Genomic DNA, 22474 nt, shown 5'->3' on the forward strand with positions numbered 1-22474 from the left:
GCGCGCGCCAGCGCGCCAAAAACACAGCGTCAAACCGTCTGGGACTACCGAACACCTCTACCCCGCGCGAACCCCGCTACCCCGTAAGCAACCCCCGACCAGGAATCGCCTCGAGCAACGCCCGCGTATACCCCTCGCGCGCAGACGCGAACACCTCATCCGTCGTGGCTGCCTCCACCACCTTGCCTTCACGCATGACCACCACGTTGTCCGCGATCTGCCGAACAACCGCCAGATCGTGAGTGATGAACAAATACGTCAACCCCAGTTCAGCCTGGAGATCGTTGAGCAAGGTGAGGATCTGAGCCTGAACCAGCACGTCCAGCGCCGAGACCGCCTCGTCACAGACCACCACCTCGGGCGAGAGGGCCAGCGCGCGGGCAATCGCCACCCGCTGACGTTGCCCGCCCGACAACTCGTTGGGATAGCGCCGCAGCACCGAAGCAGGCAGCGACACCTTGTCGAGCAGGTCACGCACCACCGCTTCGCGCTCGGCGGAAGTACCGATCTTGTGCACCCGCAGCGGTTCCTCGATCGTGCGGAAGATCGAGTACATCGGGTCGAGCGAGCCGTAGGGATTCTGGAAGATCGGCTGCACCCGGCGCCGGAAGGCGAACGCGCCCTTGCTGTCCAGCTTCGCGACGTCCTTGCCGTCGAACTCCACGGTGCCCGAGGTCGGTTCGAGCAGGCCGAGCACCATCTGCGCGATGGTCGACTTGCCGGATCCCGATTCACCGACGATCGCGGTGGTGGTCCCGCGACGGACCGTGAAACTCACGTCGTCGACGGCCACGAAGTCCGCGGACTGCCAGGGCCGCTTGCCGCGAATCTTGAACGCCTTGGACAGGTTCCGCACCTCGAGCACGGTGTCGGGCAGTGCGTCGGATGCCTTGTCGGCGCCGGCTGCTTCGACAGCCTGCGCCCGCACTTCGGCGCGCTGCCGCGACGACGACATCCGAGATGCCGCCAGCGACGGCGCCGAATTCACCAGCTTCTTGGTGTACGCGTGCTGCGGATCACGCAGAATCCGCAGTGCGGGACCGGATTCCACCACTTTGCCGCGATACATCACCACCAGGTGCTCGGCCCGTTCCGCGGCGAGGCCGAGGTCGTGGGTGATCAGCAGCACCGCGGTCCCCAGCTCGGTGGTGAGCTGTTCGAGATGGCCGAGGATCTGGCGTTGCACCGTCACGTCGAGTGCCGAGGTCGGCTCGTCGGCGATCAGCAGTTTCGGCCTGCACGACAGGCCGATGGCGATGAGCGCGCGCTGGCGCATACCGCCGGAGAACTCGTGCGGGTACTGGTTCACGCGGCGTTCGGCATCGGACATACCTGCCTCGGCCAGGAGTTCCACCGAGCGTTTGCGGGCCGCGTCACCGGTGGCGATACCGTTGGCCACCAGGGTTTCCCGGATCTGGAAACCGATCTTCCACACCGGGTTCAAGTTCGACATCGGGTCCTGTGGGACCAGACCGATGCCGTTGCCGCGGATGGCGACGATCTCCTTCTCCGATGCCTTGGTCAGATCCTTGCCGTCGAACAGGATCGACCCGCCGGTCACTGTGCCGGTGCCGGGCAGCAGGTTGATGATGGCGTGCGCGGTCGTCGATTTGCCCGAGCCGGATTCGCCGACGATGGCGACGGTCTGCCCGGGGTAGACGGTGAGGTTCACGCCGCGAACGGCAGGGATCTGTTTGCCGTCGGAGGTGAAACCGACGTCCAGGTCCCGGATTTCGAGCAGGGGCTGCGGTGCGGATTTGTCGAGGCTCATCGGGTGCGCTCCTTCGGATCGAGCGCGTCGCGCACCGCGTCGCCGAGCATGATGAAGCTCAGCACCGTGATGGCCAGCGCGGTCGCCGGATAGAACAGGATCGGCGAGGTACGGATCTCGGTCTTGGCGCGGTCGATATCGGCGCCCCAGGACACGATGCTCGGCGGCAGGCCGACGCCGAGATAGGACAGCGTCGCCTCGGTGACGATGAAGACGCCGAGCCAGATCGTGGCGACCACGATCAGTGGACTCGCCGAGTTGGGCAGTACATGCTTCATCAGGGTGCCGAGTCGCGACACGCCCAGTGCCTTCGCGGCGGTGACATATTCGCTGTTCTTGGCCTCGATCACCGCGCCACGCGTGATGCGCGCGGCCTGCGGCCAGGTGAAGGCGACCAGGATCGCGACGACCGTCATGATCCCGGCGGGCCGCAGCAGCTGCAGCAGCACGATCGCGGCCAGCACCATCGGAATGGCGTAGAAGATCTCGGCGATGCGCGAGACGATCGTGTCGAGCAGCCCGCCGTAGAAGCCGGAAATCGCGCCGAGGATGCCACCTACCAGCAGGAACAGCATCGCCGATGCGATGCCGACGCTCACCGACGCACGCGCGCCGTAGATGGTGCGCGCGTAGACATCACAGCCCTGCTTGTCGAATCCGAAGGGATGACCTTCGCGCGGGCCGTCCATACCGAACTCGCCCAGGCACAACCGCGGGTCCTGGCTGGTGAACAGCGACGGCCACACCACCACGAGCATGACGAACACGATCAACACCACCGAGACTCCGAACACGGGGTTTCGGCGCAGTCGCCGCCACGCGTCGCCCCAGATGCTGGTCGGGGTGCCCTTGTCCAGGACACGGTCGGTGGCGAGCACCTCCACCTCGTCGGCGGGGGCCACGAAATGCTGTTGCTTGTCATGCATAGCGGATCCTCGGGTCCAGTGCGGCGTAGAGCAGGTCGATCACGAGGTTGACGATCAGGAACACCACCACCAGCACCGTCACGAACGACACCACTGTGGGCGGCTCGCCGCGGATGATCGCCTGGTACATGGTGCCGCCGACGCCGGGAATGTTGAAGATGCCCTCGGTGACGATCGCGCCCGCCATCAGCGCACCGAAATCGGCGCCGAGAAAGGTGACGACCGGAATCATCGAATTCCGCAGAATGTGCACCGACACCACGCGACGCCGACCGAGTCCCTTCGCCGTCGCCGTGCGAACGAAATCGGCGGTTTTGTTCTCCGCCACCGAGTTCCGGGTCAATCGCAGCACGTAGGCGAACGACAGCGACCCGAGCACGAACGCGGGCACGATCAGCTCGCTCAGGCTCGCTTTACCCGTGACGGTCACCGGGGCGATCCCCCATTTCACACCGAGAAAGAATTGTGCGAGATAACCGACGACGAACACCGGCAGCGCGATGATCACCAGGCTCGCGATGAGCATGGTCGAATCGAAGAGCTTGCCCTTTCGCAATCCGGCGATCATGCCGAACAAAATTCCGAACAAACCTTCGATAAACACGGCGAGAAATGCAAGCCTGATGGTGATCGGGAAGGCGCGTTCGAGTTCTTCGCGGACCGGTCGACCCGAGAACGAGGTGCCGAAATCTAAGGTGAGAATTCCCTTCAAGTAATGCAGATACTGCACGATGAAAGGCTGATCGAGGTGATATCGGGCGCGCAGTACAGCCTCGGCGGCCGGCGTCAGCTGTTTCTCGCCGGCCAACGCCTTGATCGGGTCACCCGGAATCAGAAAGACCATTGCATAGATGAGCAGCGTCGCGCCCAGGAATACCGGGATCATCTGGAGCAGACGCCGAACTACGTACCAAGCCATCGCTTCCTCCGAAAACGACCGGGGCCGAGCCACCGCACAGTGACCCGGCCCAGCTGTCGAGTTCTATTTCTCGATGTTCTCGAAGTCGAACAGGCCGTTCCAGGTGAGCTCGGCCTTGGTGACCTTGTCCGAGCGACCCGCGTTGGCGACGTAGTCGAACACTGGGATGTCGGCCATCTCCTTGATCATGATCGCCTGCGCCTGCGCGATCAGCTTGTAGGAATCCGCCTGTGTCGGGGCGGCGAGGGCGGCGTTGAACAGCCGGTCCACCTCGGGATTGTTGTAGTTGACGTTGTTGGTCTCGGAGAAGCTGTAGTACTGCGAACCGAGGAACTGCATCATCGTCGGGTAGTCGCCCTGCCAGCCGTAGCGGAACGCGGTACCGATCGTCTTGGCGTTCACCGCGTCACGGATGTTCTTGAACGTCGGCATCGGGTTGGCGACCGCGTCGATGCCGAGGGTGTTCTTCACACTGTTGGCGACGGCTTCGATCCAGGCCTGGTGGCCGCCGTCGCTGTTGTAGGTGATCTGGTACTGACCCGACCACGGCGAGATCGCGTCGGCCTGCGCCCACAGCTTCTTGGCCTGATCGGGGTTGTAATCGAACACCTCCGAACCCGGCAGCTTCGCGTCGTAGCCGGGCAGGGTCGCGGCGGTGAAGTCGCGCGACGGCGTGCGCGTGCCGTTGAAGATCTTGTCGATGATCTGCGGGCGGTTGATCGCCATCGAGATGGCCTTGCGACGCAGAATGCCTTCCTCGCCACCGAAATGCGGCACGGTGGTCTGGATGCCGATGTGCTGGTTCTGCGCGGTCGGCTTGGTGATCGCGCGGTCGCCGAGGTCGCTCTGGTACGTGGTGATCGCGCTGTCGGGAATGGTGTCGAGGGTGTCGAGATTCCCGGCCTGCAGATCCGCGTACGCGGTGTCGTAGGACTGGTACATCACGAACCGGAGGCCCTTGTTCTTGGCCGGGCGGCCACCGGGATAGTCCGGGTTGGGCGTGAGATCGATCTTGACGTTGTGTTCCCACGAACCGAATGCGTAGGGACCGTTACCGATCGGCTTCTCACCGAATGCCTTCATATCCTTGAAAGCGGCGTCGGGCAGCGGATAGAACGGCGCGTAGCCGAGCGCGCTCTCGAAGTCGATCGAGGGCGACTTCAACTCGACGGTGAAGGTGCGGTCGTCGACGACCTTCAAGCCCGACATCGTCTTGACGGCGGGATTCTCGGCGCTCACTTCGTCGAACCCGGCGATCGGGCTGTACACGTAGCTCTGCAGCTGCGCGTTGTCGGCGAGGGCGCCGTAGTTCCACGCGTCGACGAACGATTTCGCGGTGACCGTGGTGCCGTCGGTGAACTTCCAATTCGGCTTGATGGTGATCTTGTACGACTTCCGATCGGCCGTCTCGATCTTCTCGGCCACCTCGTCGTGGGCCTCACCGTTGGCGTCGTAGTACTTCAGCCCGGCGAACAAACGGTCGACCACGCGGCCGCCCATGTTCTCGTTGGTATTGCTGGGCACCAACGGATTCTGCGGCTCGCCCGCATTGGTGGTGACGATGCTCGAATCAGCACTGTCGTCGGACGAGCACGCGGTGAGACCGAGGCTTGTGGCCGCCAGTCCCGCCGCGACCAGCGCGGTCGCTCTGATGAATCTCAACGCTCTCTCCCGGTTCAATTCCGTGGCTAACGGTCGGAGGTTAGCGGCTCCGGCTGGATTTTTCAGCGATCCGAGCCATTTTCAGTTCACATGTATCAGTACGGTTACTCGCTGGAAACGCAGGAAGAATTACCGAGCCCCTCGCCCTCGGCAGAAAAATATGAACAAATATCGGTAACGCTCAGCTGAACCGTTGAGTAAAAACGATAGCTCGCGACCGTCCGGTCTGTCCGGCGAAGTCATCGGATGAACTAGCCCTATTGACCGCAGCGAAACATCGACACGACAACGGGACACGCCGTCGAGGGTCTGTTGGCTACTGTCTAGACAGCGGGGCCGCACCCCGGCGACCGACCCGACCGCACCAGGCATGTGAGGCTGAATCGACGTGACCGAAACTGCTGCAGGACACCAGGACTCGTTTCCGCCCAGTGCGGAATTCGCCGCCGCCGCCAACGCGGACGCCACGCTCTACGAGCGCGGCGAGACCGACCGCGACGGCTTCTGGGCCGAACAGGCCAACCGGCTGCACTGGCACAAACCCTTCACCGAGGTACTCGACTGGACCGACGCGCCGGTCGCGCGCTGGTTCGGCGACGGTGAACTCAACGTCGCCTACAACTGCGTCGACCGCCACGTCATCGACGGACACGGCGACCAGGTCGCTGTCCACTGGGAAGGCGAACCCGGCGACTCCCGTGACATCACCTACCGCGAACTCCTGGAAGAGGTCTCGCGAGCGGCGAACTATCTGACCGAGCTCGGACTCGAGGCAGGCGATCGCGTCGCCGTCTACATGCCGATGGTGCCCGAGGCGATCGTGTCGATGCTGGCGTGCGCGCGGCTGGGACTCACCCACTCGGTGGTGTTCGCGGGATTCTCGCCGAGCGCGCTGCGCCAGCGGGTCGACGACGCCGAGGCCCGACTGATCATCACCACCGACGGTCAGTGGCGCCGCGGCAAGCCCGCACCGCTCAAGGAGGCCGTCGACGAGGCACTGGCCGCCAAGGGCGACGTGCCGTCGTCGGTGGAGCACGTGCTCGTGGTGCGCCGGGTCGGCACGGAAGTGCCGTGGACCGACGGACGCGATCTGTGGTGGCACGAAACCGTCACCGCCGCATCGCCTTCGCACGAGGCACAGCCCTTCCCCGCCGAGCACCCGCTGTTCATCCTCTACACCTCCGGCACCACCGGAAAACCCAAGGGCATCCTGCACACCACCGGCGGATACCTCACCCAAACCGCCTACACCCACCACAACGTCTTCGACCACAAAGCCGGAAACGACGTCTACTGGTGCACCGCCGACATCGGCTGGGTCACCGGACACAGCTACATCGTCTACGGACCCCTCGCCAACCGCGCCACCCAGGTCGTCTACGAAGGCACCCCGAACTCCCCCGACGAACACCGCCACTTCCAGATCATCGAGAAGTACGGCGTCACCATCTACTACACCGCACCCACCCTGATCCGCACCTTCATGAAATGGGGCCGCGAAATCCCCGACACCCACAACCTGAGCACCCTGCGACTGCTCGGCTCCGTCGGCGAACCGATCAACCCCGAAGCCTGGCGCTGGTACCGAGAAGTATTCGGCGCGAACAAGACTCCGATCGTGGACACCTGGTGGCAGACCGAGACCGGCGCCATCATGATCGCGCCGTTGCCCGGCGTCACCGCGGCCAAACCGGGCGCCGCGATGGGCCCGCTGCCCGGCATCTCCGCGACGGTCGTCGACGAAGAGGGCAAGCCGGTGCAGCTCGGTGAGACCGAGGCCAACGGCTACCTCGTGCTGGACAAGCCGTGGCCGTCGATGCTGCGCGGCATCTGGGGCGATATGGATCGCTACCGGGCCACCTACTGGGAGCGCTACGCCGAGCAGGGGTGGTATTTCGCGGGCGACGGCGCCAAGCTCGACGCCGACGGCGACCTGTGGGTGCTCGGCCGGGTGGACGACGTCATGAACGTCTCCGGACACCGCATCTCCACCGCCGAAGTCGAGTCCGCGCTCGTCGGGCATCCCGCCGTCGCCGAGGCGGCGGTGGTCGGCGCCACGGACGCGACCACCGGGCAGGGGATCGTCGCGTTCACGATCCTCACCGGCGAGGCCGCGGCATCGGCGGGGCCCGAGCTGGTCGCCGAGCTGAAGGCGCAGGTGTCCAAGGAGATCAGCCCGATCGCGAGACCGCGCGAGATCCACATCGTGCCGGAGCTGCCCAAGACCCGCAGCGGCAAGATCATGCGCAGGCTGCTGCGCGATGTCGCCGAGGGACGCGAACTCGGCGACACCTCCACGCTGGTCGATCCGGGCGTTTTCGAGGCCATTCGCACCGGGAGCAACTGACGCGCACCGGCCGGTGACCTCCGATGTCACCGGCCGGGTCCGTTAAGATCGCGTAGAGGTGTGCCGGGAAGTCTGGTCGGCATGCGGTCGTGAATCCGAATCGATGAGCGCCCGCAGTCCAGTCGACCCCTGCCGGAAGGCTTGCCCTTGATCACACGCGTCCGCTCCGAGCTCACCCGCTACCTCCGCACCGAAACCGTCGGCGGCGCGTTGCTGCTCGTAGCTGCCGCGGTGGCCCTGATCTGGGTGAACTCGCCGTGGGGCGCGAGCTATCAGACGATGATCGACACCCACCTCGACATTCCCGCACTGCACCTCGACCTCACCCTGGCCGACTGGTCCAAGGACGGGCTGCTCGCGATCTTCTTCTTCGTCGCCGGGCTCGAGCTCAAACGCGAGTTCGCCGTCGGCGAGCTGCGCGATCCGAAACGAGCCGCGCTGCCGGTCATCGCCGCGGTGGGCGGTGTGATCACCCCCGCCGTGATCGCGCTGGTAGTGGGCCACGGCGTCCCGGGCATGGACAAGGGCTGGGCCATTCCCGTCGCCACCGATATCGCCTTCGCCCTCGCGATCCTCGCGATGACCGGCTCGCGGATCCCCACCAGCGCGCGGGTGTTCCTGCTGAGCCTGGCCGTGGTCGACGATCTGCTCGCCATCGTTCTCATCGCCGTGCTCTTCACCGCCTCGCTGTCGCTGCTGTGGCTGGCCGCCGCCTTCGCCTGCTGCGGCGCGTGGGCACTGGCCCAGAAGCTGCGGCTGCACACACCGCTGTTCTACGTTCCGGTCGCGCTGGTGTGCTGGTACGCGCTGCACGAGGCGGGCATCCATCCCACGCTGGCCGGCGTCGCACTCGGGTTGCTCACCAGGGTGCGTAAGGATCCCGGCGAGAAGATCGCGCCCGCGACACACCTCGAGCATGTGGTCCAACCGATCTCGGCCGGATTCTGCGTACCGGTGTTCGCGCTGTTCGCCTCCGGTGTGCCGCTCGACAGCGCCGTGTTCGGATCGCTGTTCACCGACCGGCTCGCGCTGGCGATCATCCTCGGGCTCTTGCTCGGCAAGACCATCGGAATCTTCGGTGTGAGCTGGGTCGTTATCAAGCTCGGCTGGGCGAAACGCCCAGCCGGACTGGAGTATCGCGACATGTTCGCCCTGTCGGTACTCGGCGCGATCGGGTTCACCGTTAGCCTTCTCGTGGCGGAACTCGCGCTCGCCGACGTCGGCGACGATGCCATCGATCTTGCCAAGGCCGCCGTTCTGGTGACCTCGATGGCAGCATCGCTGATCGGATCGGCGCTACTGTTGCGCCGAGGACGTGTGCACCAGGCGCGCCGCGATGCAGACCAGTTACCACAGGGAGAAGGGTCGACGAAGTGAGTTACACCCAAGGCGGAAATGACGGTCGGACGGTCACTTCGATCCCGTTGACCGACGCCAATCCGCCCGGATCGGCGAGCATCGGCAGCCTCGTGCGCGATGCCACCGAACAGATGTCGACACTGGTGCGCGCCGAGGTGGCGCTGGCCAAGGCCGAGGTCACCGGTGAGATCAAGAAGGGCCTCACCGGCAGCGTCTTCTTCATCCTCGCGCTGGTGGTGCTGCTGTTCAGCTCGTTCTTCTTTTTCTTCTTCGTCGCCGAGCTGCTCGACATGTGGCTGTGGCGCTGGGCCGCGTTCCTGATCGTGTTCCTGCTGATGGTGCTCACCACCGTCTTGCTGGCACTGTTCGGCTGGCTCAAGGTGAGGAAGGTGCGCGCACCGGAGAAGACGATCGACTCGCTCAAGCAGTCCGCCGAGGTGCTGCCCGCGGCGTTCACCCACCGTGAGGCGCACGCTTCGCTGGAGAAGTCGAGCAACCGATGACGCGCCGGGCGGGCCCGGTCGCAACAGCCGGACCCGCCCACTAGGCTCGATCGGCGTGTCGTCCAACTCATTCCCGGATCCCTCCAGCGTCCGTTTCGACGGACCGTGGACCCACCGGGACGTGCACGCCAACGGAATCCGCTTCCACGTCGTCGAGGCAGTCACCGACGAACCCGACGGTACGGACCGCTCCGAGGCGCCCCTGGTGCTGCTGCTGCACGGTTTCGCCGATTTCTGGTGGTCGTGGCGGCATCAGCTCACCGCGCTCGCCGGCCACGGGTATCGCACCGTCGCGGTCGACCTGCGCGGCTACGGCGATACCGACAAACCACCGCGTGGCTACGACGGCTGGACCCTCGCCGGCGACATCGCCGGCCTGATCCGGGCGCTCGGGCACACCGAGGCCACGCTCGTCGGCCACGCCGAAGGCGGACTGGTCTGCTGGGCCACCGCGGTGCTGCATCCGCGACTGGTCCGCTCGATCGCGTTGATCAGCTCGCCGCATCCCGCCGCGCTCAAGAGCGCGGTGCTGCGAGATCCGGCGCAGCGGGCGACCTGGCTGCCCGATTTCCTGCGGTACCAGCTGCCGCGCTATCCCGAAAACCTGCTCACCCGGCGTGGCGGCGCCGAGGTGGAGCGGCTGCTGCACGATCGGGTCGGTGAATCCTGGTCGCGCAGTGCGGAATTCGTCGAGACAGCGTCGCGGATGCGGCACGCCATCCGGATACCGGGGGCCGCGCACAGTGCGCTCGAGTATCAGCGCTGGGCCTTTCGCAGCCAGTGGCGGCCGGACGGTAAGCGGTTCATGGCCACGATGCGCACCCCGATCGACATCCCGGTGCTGATGCTGCGTGGCGAGCACGATTCGTATCTGCTCGACGCCACGTTCCGGCGCGGGGAGTCGTTATCGCCCCATCGGACGTTGGTCTCGATTCCGCGTGCGGGGCATTACGCCCATCAGGAGAACCCCAGCCGGGTCAACGAGGCGCTGACCGCGCACTGGCGCGAGCAGAACGGTGTGAACGGGTCGCCGCCTCACGATGACTTGGTTTCGCCGTAGGTTCGGAATCGCTTGTAGAGACCTATCGGGTTCGACCGGGTCCGGGTTAGCTGGAGGCTGTGTTTTTGGAGCGCTGGCGCGCTCGAGCGGGGCCCCTGAGGCCCCGATCTTCCCTCCCTACGGGTACTCCTTCGTCGCACCCTTCGGTCAGTCCAGATCGGGGCGGGCCCCTTTGGGTACTGACATACCGGGACTACCGGGCCCAGGCTGTGTGCTGCGTTCGTCGACGATCCGGGGGTTGCCCGTGGCCTGGGTGATCAGCCGGGGGTTGCCCGGGGATTGGGTGACCAGCCGCAGGTTGCCCGGGACTGGGTGATCAGCTCAGCACGCAGGCGCCGGTGTTGACGGGGGTGCTGCTCGGGGCGGCTGCGGCCAGTTCGGAGGCGACCTCGTTCAGGGTGAGGACGTAGCCGGTGTCGTCGTCGGTGACTGCCGCGCCGAAGACCACGCCGAGGAGCTGGCCCTCGGCGTCGACCAGCGGGCCGCCGGAGTTGCCCGCCCGGACCTGGCCGCGCACGGTGTAGACCTCACGTTCGACGGTGCCGTCGCGGTGGATGGTCGGGCCGGTGAGGTCGAGGGTCTCGCGGACTCGGGCCGCGCTGGCCGTGTACGGGCCGCCACCGGGGTAGCCGAGCACGATCGCGCTCTCGCCCGAACTCGCGGGCTCGGGCGCCTGGGGCAGCACCGGTGCGGTCAGACCGGGGACGGCGAGGACCGCGATGTCCTTGGACGGATCGAACAGGACCACGGTGGCGTCGAGCGCGCCGCGTGCCGTGTCGACCGACACCGTGTTGGTGCCCGCGACGACGTGCGCGTTGGTCATCACACGTTCCGGCGCGACGATGAAGCCGGAACCTTCGAGCGCCCGCTGGCAACTGGGTGCGGTGCCGCGGATGCGCAGCACGCTCTGCTGCAGCGATGCCGCCACGGGGCTGGCCAGCACCGAGGGATCCGGCGGTTCGACGGCGGCGATCGGCGCTCGGCCGAACGGGCCGATCACATCGGGCAGGCCCGAGGTGTCGAGCAGCTTGGAGAATTCGTTGGGAACCTTGCGCAACCAGTCCGGCGCGACCGAATTGACGTCGGCGAGCACCTTCGACCCGTTGATCGCGGCGGCGACAGCGGGCTGGGACGCGGTGGCCAGCGGCAACGCGAGCAGCCAGGCCGCGACCAGCACGGTCACCGCCTGCAACACCGCGCCCACAACACTGTCCACACTGCGCGCGACCGGCTGGCGGATGCTGGTGCGCGCGGCCCGGCCGAGCACCATGCCCGCGACCTCACCGACGATCACCAGCAGCACGATCAGCAAAATGCCGCCGAGTACCCGGCTGCGGCCCTCGCTGAGGTGTTTGAGGATGTGCGGTGCGATCAGGATGCCCGCGACCGCGCCCAGCGCGACGCCGAAGAACGCCAGCGCCGACGCCACCGCCCCTTGTCGCCAGCCGGTGGACGCCGCGACCAGCGCGATCAGGACCACCGCGATGTCGAGCCATACCGAGGCGGTCACAGGGTCATTCCGACCGCAGCCAGCGAGCTCTCCAGGTCACGCACGTCGCCCCGATCCCAGTTTCGTTCCCACCCAGCGGATTTGATGATGCCGGCGAGAATACCGCCGGTGAGTCCCCACACCAGCATGCCGTCGACCTGGAACGCGGGGCTCTGGTAGCCGAGACTGCCACGCACCATGAATCTGTGTGCCGGATCGAGCAATTCGCTCAGTGGAACACGCACGACACGCTCGGTTTCGCCCTGATCGACGACGCGGACCTCGCTGGGCGCCCGCCAGTAGCCGAGCACCGGAGTGACGTCGAATTTCGACGGCGGAACGAACAATTTCGGCAGCAGCGCGAACGGCTCGACACCGGCCGGATCGAGCCCGGTCTCCTCCGCGGCTTCGCGCAGGGCAGTGCCGACCGGGCCGTCGTCGCCGGGATCCTCGGCACCACCGGGGAACGCGATCTGGCCGCGGTGCTGGCGCATGGTCGAGGCACGCTGAGTGAGCAGGACGTCGGCGTCGGCGGGCAGACCGCCGGGCGCCGAGTCGTCGGCGTCGGGCGAGCCACCGAACAGCACGAGGACAGCGGCCTGGCGCGGTCTGCCGGTGATCGACATGGCCCGGCGCAGGGCACGGGACGTAGCGAGAGTGTCGGCGGCGTCGGGGCCGCCGGATCTGATCGCGGTGCGCAACCACGAGGGAACGCCGGAATCGTCGAGCCTCGCTACATCGTTCACGCCATCGCCTTCGATCCGCACGCCACTGTTACGTCCTCTGTCATACCGTGACCCCGAGCTTCGCGGATACCGTATCCGCGATGTCGGCCACGTCGGCAAACGTACGCACCTCCACGCTCGCGATGGTGCCGTCGGCCCGCACGAGCACCGAGACGGGCAGCACCGCGGGCGCACCGACCGCACTGCGCACGGCGGCCTGCGGATCCTCGACCCCGGGCAAGGTGATGCCGAGTCCGGTCAGCCGCGACAGCGCCTTCGCCTCGTCGGGATCGCTGTGCACGGTGATGACCGTGAGCGCCGAGCCCGCCCGTTGCGCGAATTCCTGCAGATGCGGCAGCTCGGTGGCGCAGGGTCCACACCAGTAGGCCCACAGATTGAGCAGTGCGGGCTTCCCGGCGAGCGCGGCGGCGAGATCGACAGGCTTGCCGTCCGCCAGACAGCTCACCTGGAGACCGGACAGCGGCCCCGACCCGGTCGCCGACGCGGGCGACGGGCAGGGTTGCGAGCCCGCTGCCGCTCGTTCCTCGGCCGACACGCCCGACGGCTGTCGCGATGTCTGCGCCACGATGCCGGTGGTCTCCGAACCCCCACGCGGCCACAGCGCCACCGTGGCCGCGACGACCAAGATCACGGCGGCGAGCACCCAGCGCACAGCGGGCCGCCGCAGCAGCGAGGCTTCGCTCACAGGCCGACCATGTTCAGCAGGTGATCGCGCTCCGGGCCCTTCACCAACCCCGCGGCCACCGCCGGGTCGGTCGGGCCGAGCCCGAACGACGGGCAGTCGTCGGCGAGCATGCACGCGCCGCAGGCCGGCTTGCGCGCATGACACACCCGACGCCCCTCGAAGATCACCCGGTGCGAGAGCATCGTCCAGTCCTTGCGCTCGAACAGCGCGCCGACCGCGTGCTCGACCTTGACCGGATCTTCCTCGTCGGTCCACTTCCAGCGGCGCACCAACCGGCCGAAATGGGTGTCGACGGTGATACCCGGCACATCGAACGCGTTGCCGAGGATGACGTTGGCCGTCTTGCGCCCGATCCCGGGCAATTTCACCAATTCGTCCAGAGTGTGAGGCAACTCACCGTCGTATTTTTCGACCAGCGCCTGGCCGAGGCCGATCAGCGAACTGGTCTTGTTCCGGTAGAAGCCGGTGGGCCTGATGTATTCCTCCAGCTCCACCCGGTTGGCCTGCGCGTAGTCGTGGGCGCTGCGGTACTTCGAGAACAGAGCGGGAGTGGTGAGGTTCACGCGGACGTCGGTGCACTGGGCGGACAGGATCGTCGCGACCGCGAGTTCGAGCGGGGTGGTGAAGTCGAGCTCGCAGTGCGCGCCGGGGAACGCCGCGGCGAGCGTGCGGTTCATCCGGCGGGCGCGCCGGACCAGTCCGATCCGCGTTTCCGCAGCTATCGCACGGTTCTTGCGCTTGCGGGCAGTCGAGATGCCGGTGGGTACAGCGGCCGAATCCGCTGCCGGATCGGCATCGCCGGCGGCGGCGGGGGCAGGGGAAACGGGCACCGCTTCACCATACGGAACCACTACGACAACATTGCCGGGCCAGATTGCCCGCTGTGTTCCATCTGAGACCTGGACCGTGTTTACTGCCAGTCATGCAAGGACTCGCTGTGGTGCTCTTCCCAGTGCTGTTGATGCTGTTCGCGCTGGGGATGGAGCGGGTCGAGAATCGGCTCCGAAAGCTTCTCGAACCCGACGAAGAGGTTCAGCAGTACCTGGACAACGCCAGCAACGCCGAAGTGAAAGAGCTGACGAAGCTCGGCCTGCCCGCCGCCGTGGCGCGCGTGCGCAAGCGCCGTTCCCGTACCTCCGAATTGGATGTCGCACGGGCGAGCTAAACGATCGATTCTCAACGCGCAATCCACTCTTTACGTGGTGTCTGTCACTGCGGTGCCGGAATGCCGCGTAGACTGCGCGGTTGGTCGATTCGCTCGACCAGGTTCGCAAGCCATATCCCATAAGGAGCACATTCGTGGACGAGGCCCTCGCCAGAGCAGGCATCTTCCAAGGCGTCGAGCCCACCGCGGTGGCCGCGCTCGCCAAGCAGCTGCAGCCCGTAGATTTTCCGCGCGGCCACGTCATCTTCAACGAGGGCGAACCCGGCGATCGGCTGTACATCATCACGACGGGCAAGGTGAAGATCGGCCGGCGGTCCCCGGACGGCAGGGAAAACCTGCTGACCATCATGGGCCCGTCCGACATGTTCGGTGAACTGTCGATCTTCGATCCTGGCCCGCGTACCTCGACCGCGACCACGGTCACCGAGGTCCGCGCCGTGACGATGGACCGCGACGCACTCAAGTCGTGGATCGATCAGCGCCCCGAGATCGCTGAGCAGCTGCTGCGCGTGCTGGCACGACGCCTTCGCCGCACCAACAACAACCTCGCCGACCTGATCTTCACCGACGTGCCAGGTCGCGTCGCCAAGGCGCTGCTGCAGCTCGCACAGCGCTTCGGCACCCAGGAAGCGGGCGCGCTGCGCGTGACCCACGACCTGACCCAGGAAGAGATCGCCCAGCTGGTCGGTGCTTCCCGGGAAACCGTCAACAAGGCGCTCGCCGACTTCGCGCATCGCGGGTGGTTGCGCCTGGAGGGCAAGAGCGTGCTGATCTCGGATTCCGAGCGTCTGGCACGTCGCGCTCGCTGACGTTCGAACATCTGCTGTCCCGGTATGACGGGACCGTCGCTGTGTGTGGGCTCACGAGGAGAGGGCCTCGTCCACACCGGCGCGGTTTCGTCGTGCCGGGACATCGGCCGTTCCAGGCCGGACATCACTCGATCGCCGACCCGGCACACGCGTCGGCGATCGAGCGGTGTTCAGTTCTGCTCGGCCCGCAGGTATTCCAGCTGCGCCTGGACGGAACTGCGCGCGGCGGGCCACAGCCGTTTGTCCACGTCGGCGTATACCTTGCGGACCACGGCGAGCGCGCCCGCGTCGGAACCCAGTTCCACCAGCGCGGCCCGCACCTGGTCGAGCCGCTCACGCCGGTGGTCGAGGTAGTACTGGGCCACCGGCGCCGCGTCGGGGTGGTCGGGCCCGTGCGCGGGCAGCAATGCCTTACCCGCGCCCAGCTCACGCAGCTTTTCCAGCGACGCGAGGAAGTTCGCCAACGCCCCCGGCGCGGATTCGAGCACCGTGGTGCCGCGGCCGAGAACCGTGTCACCGGTGAGTACCGCGTCGTCGAGCAGCAGGCTCACCGAATCGGTGGTGTGCCCCGGCGTGCCGAGCACCGTGATCCGCAGGCCCGCGGCCTCGATCACCTCGCCGTCGACCAGCGGCACGACCGCGCCACGCAGGTACGCCGGATCCACCGATCGCACCGGCGTCCCGGTGGCCTTCACCAGGTGATCGATGCCGCCGGTGTGATCGTGATGGTGGTGGGTGATCAGCGTCAGCGCGATCCGGCCGCCGGTGGCCTCGACGATGTCGGCGGTGTGTTTCTTGTCCTTCGGTCCCGGATCGACGACCACGTAGGAATCGCTGTCCGGACCACGCAGCAGCCAGGTGTTGGTGCCGTCGAGCGTCATTTGATTGGGGTTGTCGGCCAGTAGTACCGATGCCGTCGGGGTGACCGGCCTGACCTGGCTGTACGCGGGATGTTCCAGTGCCATGACGGCTGCCTATCCGACTTCTTGGTCCACTTCGACGATCAATTCCACCTCGACGGGCGTGTTCTTGGGCAGTTCCGAGACGCCGACGGCCGAGCGCGCGTGCACGCCCGCTTCACCGAACACCTCACCGAGGAACTCCGACGCACCGTTGATCACGATCGGCTGATCGCTGAATCCGGGCGCCGAGGCGACGAATCCGACGACCTTCACGATCCGCACCACCTGGTCGAGCCCGACCAGATCGTGCACGGCCGCGAGCGCGTTCAACGCGCACAGCCGGGCGGCCTCCTTGGCCTGCTCCACATCCACCTCGGCCCCGACCTTGCCGACCGCCGACAATTCACCGTCGACGAAGGGCAGCTGGCCGGAGGTGTACACCAGCGAACCGGTGCGCACGGCGGGGATGTAGGCCGCGACGGGAGCGGCGACCGGCGGCAGTGTGACACCGAGCCGGTCGAGCGCGTCCTTCCACGCGGTGGCCACGGCTACTTCTGCCGCTTCAGGTAGGCGACGTGCTGTTCGCCGGTCGGTCCGGGCAGCACCGAGACCAGCTCCCAGCCGTCGGACCCCCACTGGTCGAGGATCTGCTTCGTCGCGTGCGTCAACAGCGGCACGGTCGCGTACTCCCACAGGGTGACTTCACTCATGGTGTGAGTTTAGGGCTCACCCCGAACGCCTGGGAGAAACGGGTTATAGGCTCGGCGACGTGGGAGCACCAACAGCAGAGCCGGTTTCGTCGGTTCCCGAACCGTCGACCGGATGGCCACAGCGCGCGGCCAAGGCCCGCTTGCACTACGTGACCGGCAAGGGAGGCACCGGCAAGTCGACCGTTTCGGCCGCACTCGCACTCGCGCTCGCCGCAGGGGGACGCAAAGTGCTGCTGGTCGAGGTCGAGAGCCGCCAGTCCATCGCGCAATTGTTCGATCGGCCACCGTTGCCGCCCACCGAGACCCATATCGCCAGCGCCGACGGCGGTGGCGAGGTGACGGCGCTGGCATTGGACATCGAGTACGCGTTCCTCGAATACCTCGACATGTTCTACAACCTCGGCTTCGCGGGGCGGGCGATGCGCCGGATGGGCGCCATCGAGTTCGTCACCACGATCGCGCCCGGTCTGCGCGATGTGATCCTCACCGGCAAGATCAAAGAGTGCGTGGTCAGGGTGGGCAAGGACGGCAGGCCCGCCTATGACGACATCGTCGTCGACGCACCGCCGACCGGCCGGATCGCCGGCTTCCTCGACGTCACCACGGCCATGGCCGAGATCGCCAAGGGCGGTCCGATCGCCTCGCAGGCCGAGGGGGTGTCCAATCTGCTGCACTCCGATCAGACGATGATCCACCTGGTGACGCTGCTCGAGGCGCTGCCGGTGCAGGAGACCGCCGACGCGATCGCCGAACTCACCGCCGACGATCTGCGGATCGGCACGGTGATCGTCAACCGGGCGGCCACCGCCGAACTCACCCCGGCCCAGCGCGACGCGGCCGTGGCGGGCGAGCTCGACACCACCGCGATCGCCGCCGACCTGGCGAAGGCCGGCATCACCCTGTCCGAATCGGACTTCGACGGCCTGATCGCCGAAACGGTCGACCATGCGACTGTGCTGACCGCGCAGAACGCGAGTGCCGCCGAACTGGCGCAGATCGACGTCCCCCAGCTGTCCCTGCCCGCCCTCGGCGACGGCATCGATCTGGGTGGCCTCTACGAACTGGCCGAACAGCTATCCGCGCAGGGAGTCCGATGAGCGAGCACGTTTCCACCCCGCCCGCGCTGGATGTCTCGCAGATCATCGCCGACCCGAGTGCCCGCGTGATCGTGTGCTGCGGCTCCGGCGGGGTCGGCAAGACCACCACCGCGGCCTCGATCGCGCTGTGTGCGGCCGAATCGGGTCGCAAGGTGGTGGTGCTGACCATCGATCCGGCGCGCAGGCTGGCGCAGTCGCTGGGGGTGGCCGAACTGGACAACACTCCACAGCGCGTGGAGCTCGGTCCCGAAGTACCCGGTGAGCTGCACGCGATGATGCTGAACATGCGCCGCACCTTCGACGACATGGTGCTCGAGCACACCAGCGCGGACAAGGCCGAGCAGATCTTCGCCAATCCGATCTATCAGACGGTGGCGTCGTCGTTCGGTGGCACGCAGGAGTACATGGCGATGGAGAAGCTCGGCCAGCTGGCCGCGCGCAAGGAGTGGGACCTGATCGTGGTCGACACTCCCCCTTCGCGCAACGCGCTCGACTTCCTCGACGCGCCCAAGCGGCTCGGCACCTTCCTCAACGGCAAGATGATCCGGTTGATCATGGCGCCGGGTCGCGGTGTCGGCCGGATCGTCACCGGGGCGATGAGCCTGGCGATGCGCGGGGTGTCGACGATCGTCGGCGGGCAGATGCTCAAGGACGCCTCGACGTTCCTGCAGTCGCTGGAGTCGCTGTTCGGTGGGTTCCAGGACCGGGCCGAGCGCACCTTCGCGATGCTGTCCAAGCCCGGCACCCACTTCCTCGTCGTCGCCGCGCCGGAGCCGGACGCGTTGCGCGAGGCGTCGTTCTTCGTCGACCGCTTGTCGACCGAGAAGATGCCGCTGGCCGGTCTGGTGCTGAACCGGACCCATCCCGCGTTGTCGGAGCTGTCCGGCGATCACGCGCTGACTGCCGCCGACCAGCTGGCCGATGCGAACCCGCTGACCGCGTCGGTGCTGCGCATCCACGCCGATCGGGTGTCGACGGCGGCGCGGGAGCGGCGACTGCTGCACCGCTTCACCGGCGCGCATCCGCGGGTGAAGATCGTCTCGGTGACCGCGCTGCCCTTCGAGGTTTCCGATCTCGAAGCACTGCGCGCCGTCGGCGATCAGCTGACCGGCACCCCGGCTTCGGCCTGATCGATTCAGACAAATCCGCTATAGCTCACAATCCGGTAACACTCACCAACGGCGCCGATTCCGCAAACCACGCGGTCTCGGCGCCGTTTGTGATAACGGTCCGGTCTCGTCTGCTAGATAGCCACCTGGTGCTGGCGCTGGGCGTTGAAGAATTCAGCCCACGACGTCACGTCGGGATGCTGTTTGAGCAGCGCACGCCGCTGCCGCTCGGTCATCCCGCCCCACACACCGAACTCGACGCGATTGTCGAGGGCATCAGCACCACACTGCATCAGCACCGGGCAGTGACGGCAGATCGTTGCCGCCTTGCGCTGTGCCGCACCGCGAACGAACAGCTGATCAGGGTCCACTTCCTTGCATCGCGCCTGGGCAACCCAAGCGATCCTTGCCTCGGCCTGCTCTACATCCAGTCGAGCGATGGGGGTTGTGATGTGCATTTGATGTGCCCCTTTGCAGTCCGAACACCGTTGTGCGGCGCTCCAGAATCGCGAGCGCGGATCACAGCAACCCAACTACCGCTGCGGCCCGCACCACATTCCACTTTGAGTGTTAGCTCTATCACACTGGGTTCTCAATCTAGGTAAAGGTATGGCGGTTACGCAAGACCGCCCCCCGATTTTTTGGTACGGGCGTCCATTCAAATCGGGTCAGAACCCCGCAGTAGTGCTGATCACCGGCGTGGCCGGTCGCGACACGCCGATGTGATCATTTTGTTGACACGCCCGAGCAACCCCCCTGGCACCGCCCGGACATTCCCCGTCGAGCAGCACAGCCGTGAACCTCACCACCCCACCCTCTAGTCTGGGATCGTGCCGATCACTCAAACGCTCGCGAGGCTGGCCGGCAGCTGCGCGCTGGCCGCCGTGCTTGTCGCTGGGCTGTTGTTCCCCTTGGCCGGTGGATTCGGGTTCATCTCCAACCGCGCCGCCGACGCCGTCGACAATGTGTCCGCCGAACTGGTGGAGGGCACGGTCCCCGCCGTATCGACGATGGTCGACGCGAACGGGTCGCCGCTGGCGTGGCTCTACGAACAACGCCGCTTCGAAGTGCCGAGCGACAAGATCTCCAACAACATGAAGCTGGCGATCGTGTCCATCGAGGACAAGCGCTTCGCCGACCACAAGGGCGTGGACTGGCAGGGCACGCTGCGCGCGTTCCTCACCAACACCTCCTCCGGTGCCGTGCAGCAGGGCGCGTCCACGCTGGACCAGCAGTACGTGAAGAACTTCAACCTGCTCGTGGTCGCCAAGACCGACGCCGAACGCCGCGCCGCGATCGAAACGACACCGGCGCGCAAGCTGCGCGAGATCCGGATGGCGCTCACGCTGGACCGCGAGCTGTCCAAGGACGAGATCCTCACCCGCTACCTGAACCTGGTGCCCTTCGGCAACGGTTCCTACGGGATCCAGGACGCCGCGCAGACCTACTTCGGCATCGACGCCTCCCAGCTCAGCATCACCCAGTCGGCGATGCTGGCGGGCATGGTGCAGTCCAGCTCCAAGCTGAACCCCTACACCAACGTGCCCGGCGTCACCGACCGCCGCAACACCGTGCTCGACACGCTGATCCAGAACATCCCGCACCGCGCCGAGGAGTTCCGCAAGGCCAAGGCCGAACCGCTCGGTGTGCTGCCCGAACCCAAGGGCCTGCCGCGCGGGTGCATCTCCGCCAACGACAAGGGCTTCTTCTGCGACTACGCACTGCAGTACCTGGCCGAGGCCGGGATCAGCCGCGAGCAGATCGACAAGGGCGGCTACCTGATCAAGACCACGCTCGATCCGGTGCTGCAGGAATCGGTGAAGCGTTCGGTGAACGAGCAGGCCGACCCCAACCTCGACAACATCGCCGAGGTCATGTCGGTGATCGCGCCCGGTCAGGATTCGCACCCCGTGCTCGCGATGGCGTCGAGCCGCACCTACGGCCTCAACCGCGACGCCAACGAGACGCTGCTCGGCCAGCCGTATTCGATGGCCGGTGACGGCGCGGGCTCGATCTTCAAGCTCTTCACCACCGCCGCCGCGATGGAGAAGGGCCTCGGCATCGCCGCCCAGGTGGATGTACCGGGCACCTACGCCGCCAGGGGCATGGGCTACTCGAACTCGCCGGGCTGCCCGGCCGACTCGTGGTGCGTCAAGAACGCAGGCAACTACCCGGGGTCGATGTCGGTGACCGACGCGCTCGCGACCTCCCCCAACACCACCTTCGTGAAAATGATCCAGGACGTCGGCGTCTCGGCCGCGGTGGACATGGCCGTGCGCCTCGGTATGCGGTCCTACACCAACCCCGGCACGTCCGGGCACGGCAACTCGAGCCTGGCCGACCACATCAAGAACAACAACATGGGTTCGTTCACCCTCGGCCCGTTCGCGATCAACCCGCTCGAACTGTCGAACGTGGCCGCCACGCTCGGCTCGGGCGGCAAGTGGTGCCCGCCCTCGCCGATCAAGGAGGTCGTCGACCGCGCCGGCAAGACCGTTCCGCTCACCCAGCAGGCCTGTGAGCAGGTCGTCGACCCGGGTCTGGCCAACACCCTCGCCAACGCGATGAGCAAGGACGACATCAGCGGCACCGCCGCGGGCGCCGCGCGCGCGGCCGGGTGGGCGGCACCGATGTCGGGTAAGACGGGCACCACCGAGAGCCACCGCTCCTCGGCGTTCCTCGGCTTCACCAACGCGCTGGCCTCCTCGGTCTACGTCTACGGCGACAGCCCGACCCCCGGCGAGATCTGCTCGTTCCCGCTGCGCAACTGCGGCGCCAGCGATGCCTCCGGCCTGTTCGGCGGTAACGAACCGGCCCGCACCTGGTTCAACGCCATCAAACCGTTGATGGACCGGTTCCCACCGCCGGGTCTGCCGCCGGTGGACGACAAATACGTCCGTGGCGCCAACAACAGCCAGGTCCCCGATGTGGCGGGCAAGTCGCAGGGCGAGGCCACCTCGATCCTGTCCGGCGCCGGCTTCCAGGTCTCCGCGGTGACGGGCGCGGGTTCACAGGCCAAGGGCACGGTGATGGGCAGTTCGCCGAACGGGTCGGCCATTCCGGGCTCGGTGGTCACGATCTACATCAGTGACGGCACCGTCCGGGTGCCCGCGCCGACGACACCCCCGCCCGCCGCGCCCGCACCGGTGATTCCGGGGCTGCCGCAGATTCCGCGCCTGCCACCGATCCCCATCCCGGTGCCGCGCTAGTCACAC

The 22474-nt window shown here is 66.6% G+C and carries 21 protein-coding genes; 9 read left to right on the plus strand and 12 right to left on the minus strand.

All coding sequences use genetic code 11. The annotated features are described in order from the left end of the window. Positions 1–76: 76 nt before the first annotated feature. The 4 genes from ACFWFP_RS31530 to ACFWFP_RS31545 form a co-directional block, all read right to left on the minus strand. Positions 77–1771: a dipeptide ABC transporter ATP-binding protein gene (locus ACFWFP_RS31530; protein WP_379301182.1), complete on the minus strand. Its 1695-nt coding sequence runs from the start codon at positions 1769–1771 to the stop codon at positions 77–79. After that, positions 1768–2697, minus strand: a complete 930-nt coding sequence (locus tag ACFWFP_RS31535; RefSeq protein WP_379301184.1) for an ABC transporter permease — start codon at positions 2695–2697, stop codon at positions 1768–1770. The genes ACFWFP_RS31530 and ACFWFP_RS31535 overlap by 4 nt, the downstream gene beginning before the upstream one ends. Further along, complete coding sequence (locus tag ACFWFP_RS31540; RefSeq protein WP_379301186.1) at positions 2690–3616, minus strand: ABC transporter permease; 927 nt, start codon at positions 3614–3616, stop codon at positions 2690–2692. The genes ACFWFP_RS31535 and ACFWFP_RS31540 overlap by 8 nt, the downstream gene beginning before the upstream one ends. Positions 3617–3679: 63 nt before the next feature. Further along, entirely contained in the window at positions 3680–5278 is a 1599-nt protein-coding gene (locus tag ACFWFP_RS31545; protein WP_379301188.1) for an ABC transporter substrate-binding protein, read from the minus strand. A 388-nt stretch (positions 5279–5666) separates the two neighbouring features. Here ACFWFP_RS31545 and acs point away from each other — a divergent pair, with 388 nt between their 5' ends. From acs to ACFWFP_RS31565, 4 genes are all read left to right on the plus strand, one after another. After that, positions 5667–7625, plus strand: coding sequence for an acetate--CoA ligase (gene acs / locus ACFWFP_RS31550; protein ID WP_379301190.1), 1959 nt, complete (start codon positions 5667–5669; stop codon positions 7623–7625). A 147-nt stretch (positions 7626–7772) separates the two neighbouring features. Continuing rightward, positions 7773–9002 (plus strand): Na+/H+ antiporter NhaA, encoded by a 1230-nt coding sequence (nhaA, locus tag ACFWFP_RS31555; protein ID WP_379301192.1) that lies wholly within the window; start codon positions 7773–7775, stop codon positions 9000–9002. Beyond that, entirely contained in the window at positions 8999–9487 is a 489-nt protein-coding gene (locus tag ACFWFP_RS31560) for a phage holin family protein (protein ID WP_379301194.1), read from the plus strand. Before nhaA ends, ACFWFP_RS31560 begins: the two co-directional genes overlap by 4 nt. Before the next feature lie 55 nt (positions 9488–9542). Next, positions 9543–10547, plus strand: a complete 1005-nt coding sequence (locus ACFWFP_RS31565; protein WP_379301196.1) for an alpha/beta fold hydrolase — start codon at positions 9543–9545, stop codon at positions 10545–10547. A gap of 316 nt (positions 10548–10863) precedes the next feature. On the opposite strand, the gene ACFWFP_RS31570 is transcribed toward ACFWFP_RS31565, so the two are convergent. Genes ACFWFP_RS31570 through nth form a run of 4 tightly spaced genes read right to left on the minus strand, consistent with a single transcriptional unit; the run spans position 10864 to position 14144 of the window. After that, complete coding sequence (locus ACFWFP_RS31570) at positions 10864–12057, minus strand: MarP family serine protease (protein ID WP_379301198.1); 1194 nt, start codon at positions 12055–12057, stop codon at positions 10864–10866. After that, a complete protein-coding gene (locus ACFWFP_RS31575; protein WP_379301200.1) occupies positions 12054–12782 on the minus strand; it encodes an NUDIX hydrolase in 729 nt (242 codons plus the stop codon). The genes ACFWFP_RS31570 and ACFWFP_RS31575 overlap by 4 nt, the downstream gene beginning before the upstream one ends. Before the next feature lie 40 nt (positions 12783–12822). Further along, positions 12823–13467 (minus strand): TlpA family protein disulfide reductase, encoded by a 645-nt coding sequence (locus ACFWFP_RS31580; protein WP_379301202.1) that lies wholly within the window; start codon positions 13465–13467, stop codon positions 12823–12825. Then, the gene (gene nth, locus ACFWFP_RS31585) at positions 13464–14144 is read right to left on the minus strand and encodes an endonuclease III (RefSeq protein ID WP_379301305.1); all 681 of its coding nucleotides are present in this window, start codon (positions 14142–14144) and stop codon (positions 13464–13466) included. Before nth ends, ACFWFP_RS31580 begins: the two co-directional genes overlap by 4 nt. A 245-nt stretch (positions 14145–14389) precedes the next feature. On the opposite strand from nth, the gene ACFWFP_RS31590 reads away from it, so the two are divergent. Both ACFWFP_RS31590 and ACFWFP_RS31595 read left to right on the plus strand, forming a co-directional pair. Beyond that, positions 14390–14632, plus strand: coding sequence for a hypothetical protein (locus tag ACFWFP_RS31590; RefSeq protein ID WP_056821920.1), 243 nt, complete (start codon positions 14390–14392; stop codon positions 14630–14632). Positions 14633–14766: 134 nt separating this feature from the next. Continuing rightward, positions 14767–15441, plus strand: a complete 675-nt coding sequence (locus tag ACFWFP_RS31595; RefSeq protein ID WP_040703546.1) for a Crp/Fnr family transcriptional regulator — start codon at positions 14767–14769, stop codon at positions 15439–15441. A 170-nt stretch (positions 15442–15611) separates the two neighbouring features. On the opposite strand, the gene ACFWFP_RS31600 is transcribed toward ACFWFP_RS31595, so the two are convergent. The 3 genes from ACFWFP_RS31600 to ACFWFP_RS31610 are packed head-to-tail and all read right to left on the minus strand — an operon-like array spanning position 15612 to position 17053. Next, positions 15612–16406 (minus strand): MBL fold metallo-hydrolase, encoded by a 795-nt coding sequence (locus ACFWFP_RS31600; protein WP_379301204.1) that lies wholly within the window; start codon positions 16404–16406, stop codon positions 15612–15614. A 9-nt stretch (positions 16407–16415) separates the two neighbouring features. Beyond that, positions 16416–16889 (minus strand): RidA family protein, encoded by a 474-nt coding sequence (locus ACFWFP_RS31605; protein ID WP_379301206.1) that lies wholly within the window; start codon positions 16887–16889, stop codon positions 16416–16418. A gap of 2 nt (positions 16890–16891) precedes the next feature. Beyond that, positions 16892–17053, minus strand: a complete 162-nt coding sequence (locus tag ACFWFP_RS31610; protein ID WP_101464811.1) for a DUF4177 domain-containing protein — start codon at positions 17051–17053, stop codon at positions 16892–16894. A gap of 59 nt (positions 17054–17112) precedes the next feature. Here ACFWFP_RS31610 and ACFWFP_RS31615 point away from each other — a divergent pair, with 59 nt between their 5' ends. Both ACFWFP_RS31615 and ACFWFP_RS31620 read left to right on the plus strand, forming a co-directional pair. Beyond that, positions 17113–18150, plus strand: a complete 1038-nt coding sequence (locus ACFWFP_RS31615) for an ArsA family ATPase (protein ID WP_379301208.1) — start codon at positions 17113–17115, stop codon at positions 18148–18150. Further along, complete coding sequence (locus ACFWFP_RS31620) at positions 18147–19280, plus strand: ArsA family ATPase (protein WP_379301210.1); 1134 nt, start codon at positions 18147–18149, stop codon at positions 19278–19280. Before ACFWFP_RS31615 ends, ACFWFP_RS31620 begins: the two co-directional genes overlap by 4 nt. Positions 19281–19393: 113 nt before the next feature. Here the strand turns inward: ACFWFP_RS31620 and ACFWFP_RS31625 are convergent, their stop codons facing one another. Beyond that, complete coding sequence (locus ACFWFP_RS31625; RefSeq protein WP_056821932.1) at positions 19394–19717, minus strand: WhiB family transcriptional regulator; 324 nt, start codon at positions 19715–19717, stop codon at positions 19394–19396. A gap of 372 nt (positions 19718–20089) precedes the next feature. Here ACFWFP_RS31625 and ACFWFP_RS31630 point away from each other — a divergent pair, with 372 nt between their 5' ends. Then, positions 20090–22468 (plus strand): penicillin-binding protein, encoded by a 2379-nt coding sequence (locus tag ACFWFP_RS31630; RefSeq protein WP_379301212.1) that lies wholly within the window; start codon positions 20090–20092, stop codon positions 22466–22468. The last annotated feature ends 6 nt before the right edge of the window (positions 22469–22474 follow it).

Origin of the sequence: Nocardia sp. NPDC060249 (assembly GCF_042728755.1) — a bacterium.
Lineage (GTDB): Bacteria > Actinomycetota > Actinomycetes > Mycobacteriales > Mycobacteriaceae > Nocardia.

Coding starts and splice junctions, on each gene's coding strand:
- ACFWFP_RS31600 (WP_379301204.1), bottom strand. CDS start 16,406: ATGGCACTGGAACATCCCGCGTACAGCCAGGTCAGGCCGGTCACCCCG.
- ACFWFP_RS31530 (WP_379301182.1), bottom strand. CDS start 1,771: ATGAGCCTCGACAAATCCGCACCGCAGCCCCTGCTCGAAATCCGGGAC.
- ACFWFP_RS31620 (WP_379301210.1), top strand. CDS start 18,147: ATGAGCGAGCACGTTTCCACCCCGCCCGCGCTGGATGTCTCGCAGATC.
- ACFWFP_RS31625 (WP_056821932.1), bottom strand. CDS start 19,717: ATGCACATCACAACCCCCATCGCTCGACTGGATGTAGAGCAGGCCGAG.
- ACFWFP_RS31535 (WP_379301184.1), bottom strand. CDS start 2,697: ATGCATGACAAGCAACAGCATTTCGTGGCCCCCGCCGACGAGGTGGAG.
- ACFWFP_RS31590 (WP_056821920.1), top strand. CDS start 14,390: ATGCAAGGACTCGCTGTGGTGCTCTTCCCAGTGCTGTTGATGCTGTTC.
- nth (WP_379301305.1), bottom strand. CDS start 14,144: ATGAACCGCACGCTCGCCGCGGCGTTCCCCGGCGCGCACTGCGAGCTC.
- ACFWFP_RS31540 (WP_379301186.1), bottom strand. CDS start 3,616: ATGGCTTGGTACGTAGTTCGGCGTCTGCTCCAGATGATCCCGGTATTC.
- ACFWFP_RS31610 (WP_101464811.1), bottom strand. CDS start 17,053: ATGAGTGAAGTCACCCTGTGGGAGTACGCGACCGTGCCGCTGTTGACG.